Annotated in this window: 1 protein-coding gene; it reads right to left on the bottom strand. The window is 74.4% G+C overall.

What is annotated here, in order from left to right; all coding sequences use genetic code 11:
- Positions 1 to 481: 481 nt before the first annotated feature.
- Positions 482 to 1,541, bottom strand: a 1,060-nt coding sequence (locus FV230_RS28200; RefSeq protein ID WP_147844705.1) for an endo-1,4-beta-xylanase, incomplete at its 5' end; no start/stop codon positions are given.

The following is a 1,541-nucleotide window of genomic DNA, read 5'->3' as shown; positions in this document are numbered from 1 at the left end:
GGCCGTCCGCGCGGGTCGCCCGGGCTCGGGCCCCTGTCTCGTCGATCGCGCCCAAGACCCGGCCTCCAGCGGCGCGACCGCCGTGCGCACGCCCCTCGGGCGAGACAGGATGCCTAGCAGATCCGCCGCCCGGGGAACGGTCCCGCCGGCGGATTTCGGGCGATGCCGGCCGCCCCGCCCGTCACGCTTTCGTGTCGAACGCGTCGCCGGAACGGGGGCATGCTTGTCCGATCGGCCGGGCGAGCGACGCCAGGCGGAAGCGGATGCCGGAGCCGTCGCTCGGCGGCATCCGGACGCACGCCGAGGTGCTGCGGAGCCCGATCCCGGCCAAGGGCGGCGAGACCAAGCCGGAGCATTGCCCGGAGCATCGCAAGGGCATGGAAGGCCTCGTCGCGGAGGCGCGGAAGCACGGCATCGAGGAGGCGCCGCGCGACGGCAAGCTGCGCGACGTGCAGAGCCTGGCCCCTGGGCCCGAGGGGCGCTACCGCAGCTTCGCCCGCGCCGCCGCATGGTCCGGCGCCTGGGCGAACACCGCCCGCATCGCGTGCCAGAGCGGCTTGCGCCCAAACTGCGCATCGAGCGGCAGCGCGCGCTGGGGCAGGCCGTCGGGGCGCTTGCGGTAGGGGTGGTCGTTGAGCCACGTGTCGGGGTCGTAGAGGTCCCACGACATCACGGTCAGCACCGCGGGCTCGGCCGCCACGACCTCGAGATAGGATCTGGCGAGGTCGGCGACCTTGCGGTCGCGGGTGGCGATGTCGGCCGGGAACGCCCGGTCGTCGATGTCGAACTCGGTGATCTCGATGCCGAGCCCCATCCTGCCGATCTCCGCGAGGAAGCGCCGAAGCTGGCCCTGGTCGATCGGCACCGTGCTGGTGATGTGCGATTGCAGGCCGAAGCGGCGGATCGGCACGCCGCGCGCCAGCATCCCCTCCAGGCGCTTGAGCACGCGGGTGCGGCGCGCCTCCATCCACGGCACGCCCTGCTCGACCGCGTCCTCGTTCCAGCAGCCGGCCGCCGTCGGGTCGACCTCGTGCAGGATGCGGAAGGCGAGGTCGACGTAACCGGGGCCGAGCGCGGTGAGCCACGGGCTCTCGCGCAGGCCCTCCGGGCCGCCGCCGTCCTGCGACAGCACCTCGTTGACCACGTCCCAGGAGGCGATCTGCCCGCGGTAGCGGCCGGCCACGGTCTCGATCCAGCGGCGCAGGAAGTCCTCGGCCTGGGGGGCGGTGGCCCGCGCCAGCAGCGGGCGCACCCAGGGCGGCAGCGCCTCGTGCCAGACCAGCGTATGCCCGCGCATGCGCTGGCCGTTGCCGCGGGCGAAGCGCACCAGGGCGTCGGCTTGCGCGAAATCGGTCTTGCCGGGCTCGGGCCGCACCACCTCCATCTTCATCTCGGTGCCGCAGACCAGCATCCCGGCCTCGCGCGCCACCGCCTGCCGGTAGGCGGGATCGCGCGCGAAGCGGAAGCCGGGCACCTCGGTGCCGTAGGTCAGCCCGGTGCGGGCGGCCGCCGCCTGCAGGCTGTCGGCCGACCACGACGGC

It is taken from the genome of Methylobacterium sp. WL6, from assembly GCF_008040095.1.
Classification (GTDB): domain Bacteria; phylum Pseudomonadota; class Alphaproteobacteria; order Rhizobiales; family Beijerinckiaceae; genus Methylobacterium.
The sequence above is the reverse complement of the archived record's forward strand: the minus strand, read 5'-3'. Positions and strand labels throughout refer to the sequence as shown.